General features: G+C 48.2%; 6 protein-coding genes and 1 pseudogene. 2 read left to right on the forward strand and 5 right to left on the reverse strand.

All coding sequences use genetic code 11. From position 1 onward, the window contains the following. From HMPREF2661_RS11675 to HMPREF2661_RS07610, 4 genes and pseudogenes are all read right to left on the reverse strand, one after another. Positions 1-232 (reverse strand): annotated as a pseudogene (locus HMPREF2661_RS11675) (replication initiation factor); the annotation flags it as partial. 271 nt (positions 233-503) lie between these two features. After that, on the reverse strand, positions 504-980 hold the full coding sequence (locus HMPREF2661_RS07600; protein WP_070823116.1) for an SMI1/KNR4 family protein: 477 nt from the start codon (positions 978-980) through the stop codon (positions 504-506). 113 nt (positions 981-1,093) lie between these two features. Further along, positions 1,094-1,981: a hypothetical protein gene (locus tag HMPREF2661_RS07605; protein WP_234398647.1), complete on the reverse strand. Its 888-nt coding sequence runs from the start codon at positions 1,979-1,981 to the stop codon at positions 1,094-1,096. 138 nt (positions 1,982-2,119) lie between these two features. After that, on the reverse strand, positions 2,120-3,778 hold the full coding sequence (locus HMPREF2661_RS07610; RefSeq protein ID WP_070823121.1) for an ArnT family glycosyltransferase: 1,659 nt from the start codon (positions 3,776-3,778) through the stop codon (positions 2,120-2,122). Between HMPREF2661_RS07610 and HMPREF2661_RS07615 the strand changes: the two genes are divergently transcribed. Next, positions 3,777-4,013, forward strand: coding sequence for a hypothetical protein (locus HMPREF2661_RS07615; RefSeq protein WP_070823124.1), 237 nt, complete (start codon positions 3,777-3,779; stop codon positions 4,011-4,013). The genes HMPREF2661_RS07610 and HMPREF2661_RS07615 overlap by 2 nt on opposite strands. On the opposite strand, the gene rpmE is transcribed toward HMPREF2661_RS07615, so the two are convergent. Then, complete coding sequence (gene rpmE / locus HMPREF2661_RS07620; RefSeq protein ID WP_003681847.1) at positions 4,003-4,218, reverse strand: 50S ribosomal protein L31; 216 nt, start codon at positions 4,216-4,218, stop codon at positions 4,003-4,005. The genes HMPREF2661_RS07615 and rpmE overlap by 11 nt on opposite strands. 281 nt (positions 4,219-4,499) lie before the next feature. On the opposite strand from rpmE, the gene HMPREF2661_RS07625 reads away from it, so the two are divergent. After that, positions 4,500-5,033, forward strand: coding sequence for an acyltransferase (locus tag HMPREF2661_RS07625; RefSeq protein WP_070823127.1), 534 nt, complete (start codon positions 4,500-4,502; stop codon positions 5,031-5,033). Positions 5,034-5,089: the final 56 nt, after the last annotated feature.

Here is a 5,089-nt window from a genome sequence, read left to right on the forward strand (position 1 = left end):
AATCTGAAACACCACGACGGAGCGGAACACCTAACAGATTGCCTTTGCCGTCCAAGATGTAGGTTTCGTAACATTCAAAGGATTCTTGGAATGCTCCGGCGTCTTCGATTTCTGTACCCCCCCTGTTAGACGAGGGGGGAGAATAAGAAGCGACACCGTCCGTTTCGCCGTCCGCTGGCGCGGCCGCCAAACCGTCCGTTGCCGCTTCTCTCTCTAAAATCTCTTTCTTCATGGCGTATCCCTTAAATAAAAACCCTTTGCAAATAATACTTTTACGTTTGTAAAGGTAATATTTACAAAGGGCAATATATAAGGGCAATATATAAGGCCGTCTGAAACGGTTTTTCTGTTTTCAGAAGGCCTCTTAGCTCAAACCTTGAGAACCGCATGCGTGCGTTCCGCACACATGCTACTTATTGAGTTTAAGTTTTATATGGGCTACGGCTTGCTGATTTCAGACGATTTTTTTTAATTTAGTTAGGTTTTCAACTCAACCTACACACTTAATCTGAAAGTTCATATAGCATATCCAAAAAGGCATCAAAACTATCTGCAATATGGTTAGTTACCATTTTCGTATCTCCATTCTCATCTTCATAAAAATCATCATGATACATCAGAATGATACATGGATTTTCATTGCATTTTCTGTAATCAAAACAGATATAATCGCCATTAGCTGAAATCCCAAAAGCGATCACTTTTTTTGCATACCCATATTCATCATCAATACATGAATAGCTATAAATATCTTCATAGCCTAAATTTTGCTTATACCCTAAAAATGAAATGTCCCTTTCATCATTTTCACAGTATTGATTGACAAAATTGAAAATATTTTCTTTAGGGTATAAATAGTCATGTTTACTAAGAAGTGATACATATGAAACAGGAAAAACGACCCCTACATCTTCAGCAAATTGTTGAATTGTTCTTATTGGAACCAATCCCTCATCTGATAATATTGATAGTTTTCTCACTTTTACTGACCTTTCTTTAACGATTTTTGACCAGTATGCCTAACAGCTTTATGAATACTATTAGGAATTAACTGCATATTATAAAGAGGCGGGCAAACATGCCCGCCTTGTTTTTAATATTTCTGTAAACCTTCTACCTTGATTTCTTTGGCATTGGCATTGATGAAGGCTTGAGTTGCTTTCATCGTGGCTTGGATGCGCGGATCGTTCCAACGCACGATTTGGTTGTTTTCATCGCGCTTGTCCGACCAGATGATCACGCCGTCGGTGTATTTTTTGCTGATTTCGAGCATTTTACGCCAGCGGACGGGGTCGATGAACTGCTTGAAATAAGGGCTGTTGGTGGCCGAATAATATTGCGGCCAGATGTAGCCGATGATTTTTTTGTTGGGAAAGCGTTGGTGGATGTCGTCAACGGCGGTTTTCACGTCTTTTTCCCATTGCACCAAATCGGGGGAAGTGATGTAGAACACAGGATTGGCATAGTCGCTGATGGCGGCGGTGGGCGCACGGCGTTTGCTGACTTGCCGCCATTTGGCCAAGATGGCTTCGTTGTCAACGTTGGGGCGGTAGTGGCGGATGCCGTGCAGGTGTTCGGAAGGCATGCCGTAGTTACTGATGAAGGCGCGCGGGTTTTCTTCTCTAAAGATTTGGTACATCCGCGCGAAGTCGGTTCTCAATTCGTCAGGGGTCAGCAGTTGGCCGTCTTTTTCGGCAAACCAGCTTTCGATGTCGGTAGAAATGGTGCGGTAGCCTTCGCGGCGCGATTGTTTGGCCAATTCGCGGATACGCGCTTCGTTGAGTACGCCGTGTTTGCGTTTGCCCGTCGGATCGGGTTTGACCAGCTCGCTTTCGTAAACCAAGAACACTTTGGAGAGTTTGTCGGCAGTCAGGTCGGGTTTGCCGACATAGTCCATGCGGTCGTAGATAATGAAATCTTTGGCATGGGCGGAGAGGGCGGTCAATAAGAGGACGAGGGGCAAAAGGCGGTTGGGTTTCATGTTTTTAGGCAGATAAGGGAAAAGGGCCATTGTACGGGAAGCGGTGTTAAAGTAAGTCAAAGGCCGTCTGAAAGGATAAAAGTTCTTTCAGACGGCCTTTGTTGAACTGGGAATATTCAGTTTTGAGGCTGGTGTGATTTACTGCGCCGCAGTTTTTTCCAGCAATAGGAAAGTTTCGGTTTTGTTGCGCGGTCTTGCGCCTTGCCACAAGGTTTGCCAACCTGAAGGTACGCCGATGTTGGCGGCTTGGCGGATGAGGCGGTAGCGGCAGGTCGGGTTGTCGGTCGTGGTTTTGATATGGCTGTATTGTGTCCATGCGATTCGTGTGCGCTGGTCTTGGCCGTCGATGCTGATACATTCGAGGCCGTCTGAAAGTTTCTGTTTCAATTCGGAAGAAAGTGCGGTTTCCATTTGGTGTACCACCGGCGCATGGCTTTTGGCGGCGTTGAGCCACGGTAAAAACAGGGTCATCAGCAAGGCCCAGGCTAAGGTAACGCCGGCTGCCCAGTTGGTTACGGCTTGGCGGCCACGGATGTTTTTACGCGTAATCGCCCAGAGCCATAACGGGGTAAACAGCAGGGCGACGGTCATCGGAATCGGGTCAATGTCGGGGATGTAATACGGGCTGAAATAGGCGGCGCGTTCGGCCAGTTTGGCAGGCCAGCCGTAGTTCATGGCGAAAAAGCCCAGCCACAGGAAGACGGCAATCAAACCGAATGCCATGATGCCGAACCAGTTGATAAATGCCACTGCACCGCGACGCAGGCCGTCCAGTTGTGCCGCGCCGAGCAGGGCGAGCGGCGGCAACAGCCAAACGAGGTTGTCTTGCAGGCGTTGCGGGTTGATGGCAAGTAGGGCTGTCATAATAACCAGCCACGACAGGCTCAGAATGCCCCAGTTTTTATCGTGGATACGCGTGCGACTGAGCGTCCATGCCGCCAGCGGCCAAGCAGGCAGGGCAAACCACAGCAGGTTTTTCAGATAATAGGGCAGGTTGAAGGCCGTCTGAATCTGATGGAAACCGCCGAATACGCCTAAGGAATAATGGTTGAACCAAATATCAAACCATTCTGGATTGGTTTTGGATAAGACCAGCGGATACAGAATCAGCAGGGGCAGGGAAACGACGATGGTGCCAATCAGAGTCAGCAGATAGCGTTTGCTTTGCCAAGTGGAATGGAACGACAGGGCAAGTGCCAAAAAAATCATGGCTGCAGTCAGCAGATAGCCTGAGGAAAGGGAGAGTAAAACCCAGCCGCCGCACAACAGCAAAATGGCAATAATGACGCGGCGGCGTGCCAGTGAGAAGCCGCACAGAATCAATCCAAATGCAGCAAAGACGGCCGACATGGGATTGAGGAAGTGGGCGATGGGCAGTAAACCGATACTACCGATAAGGATCAAGACAACGCTGCGGCCGTGGTGTCTGCCGAGAAAGTTGAAGCCGGCAAAACCGCAGGCGGTCAGTCCGATGGCGGTGAATACCACGCCGGCAAAACGCGTGGCATCATAGGCATCGGCCGCCCAAGGCGAAAATAGGGTTTGGAATGCGGTTGCCGCCCATAAAAAAGCAGGGGAGATGGTGAAGTCGGGTTGGCCGAAGATTTGTGCAATTAACAGGCTGCCGCCGTTTTTCATGGATTCGGAGGCGGTAAAGAGGGAGGGTTCGGCAGGGTTCCACAAGTCATGCGAGAACACGCCCGGCCACAGCCAGGCAAAGGCCATCAGCAGCAGGAGCCACGGTTTTTCATGGGTTTTTTGGGGGCGGCGCGGATCGGGCGGTGTGTAAGTCAGCATGGAAGGTCAAAAAACGGTTGGTTTGAATGGCAATGGTACAGGGTTTGACGGGTTTGCGCGATATGCCGGACCGGGGCACTTTGTAAAAATCATGTTTACCGCTGGTTTTTTCGGGTATTTGAAAGGATGTTTATCCGATATGGCGAAGCCGTCTGAAAGAAAGGTTTCAGACGGCCTGAATGCAAAAAAGACTGCACGAAGCAGTCTTTTTGACAAAGCGGCAATTAGCGTTTGAACAGGTTGCCGAATTTGTTGTTGAATTTGTCCACGCGACCGGTAGTGTCGACGATTTTTTGAGTACCGGTGTAGAAAGGGTGGCACAGAGAGCAAACCTCAACGTTGAAGCTGTCTTTTTCCATTGCGGATTTGGTCACGAATTTGTTGCCGCAAGAGCAGGTAACGTTGATTTCGTGGTAGTTCGGGTGAATACCTTGTTTCATTTGATTTCCTTTCGATTAAGCGGGCACAGGGGTTTTGCCTGTACTTCAGTTAAGCGAGGGATTTTCGCTATTTTTGGCTGTTTCGTCAAGCGGATATTTTGCATAGCGGGCAGTTTCGCAACAGGCGAGAACAGTTTAGAATAGAGTTTCAAACCAAATATTGTGTAATCGGGCTGTAATTCAACTGAAAAGAGGATGTAAAACCTCTTCTAGATGTGAAACTTTAAGAAAAATAATAGTCTGATTAATATTTACGCTTTTACGAACAGGAGACGGAATCCATGCAAAAAAGGATATTGACGCGTATTTTGCGTGTCTGGGGAGGAATGTTGCCTCCGTCTTATTGCAAACCCTTCGGCCGGATTGCGCAAAAATTCCGTGTTGCTTTGGCTGCGTGTATTTCTCCAAACATCGGTAAAAACGTCAATATTGAAAAAGGCGGATACGTCTTTCCGGATACGGTAGTCGGCGACAATTCGGGTATCGGCGTAAATTGCGAAATCTGCCGCGGTTTGACCCTCGGCAAGAACGTGATGATGGGGCCGGAATGCCTGTTTTATTCGACCAACCACAAATTCAACCCTGAAACCCGCCGCTTCGAAGGTTATACAGATATCAGCCCGATTGTGATTGAAGATGATGTCTGGATTGGTCGGCGTGCGATTATCATGGGCGGCGTTACCATCGGTAAGGGCGCGGTAATCGGTGCAGGTTCGGTGGTTACCAAAGATGTGCCGCCTTATTGCGTGGCTGCGGGCAATCCTGCGATTGTTCGGAAAAAACTGCTGGATGAACAAGAGCTTGCAGCCGAATAGTGTAAACAAAATATTAAAACAAAAGGCCGTCTGAAAGATTTCAGACGGCCTTTTTT

Origin of the sequence: Neisseria sp. HMSC061B04 (genome assembly GCF_001836705.1) — a bacterium.
Taxonomy (GTDB): Bacteria; Pseudomonadota; Gammaproteobacteria; order Burkholderiales; family Neisseriaceae; genus Neisseria.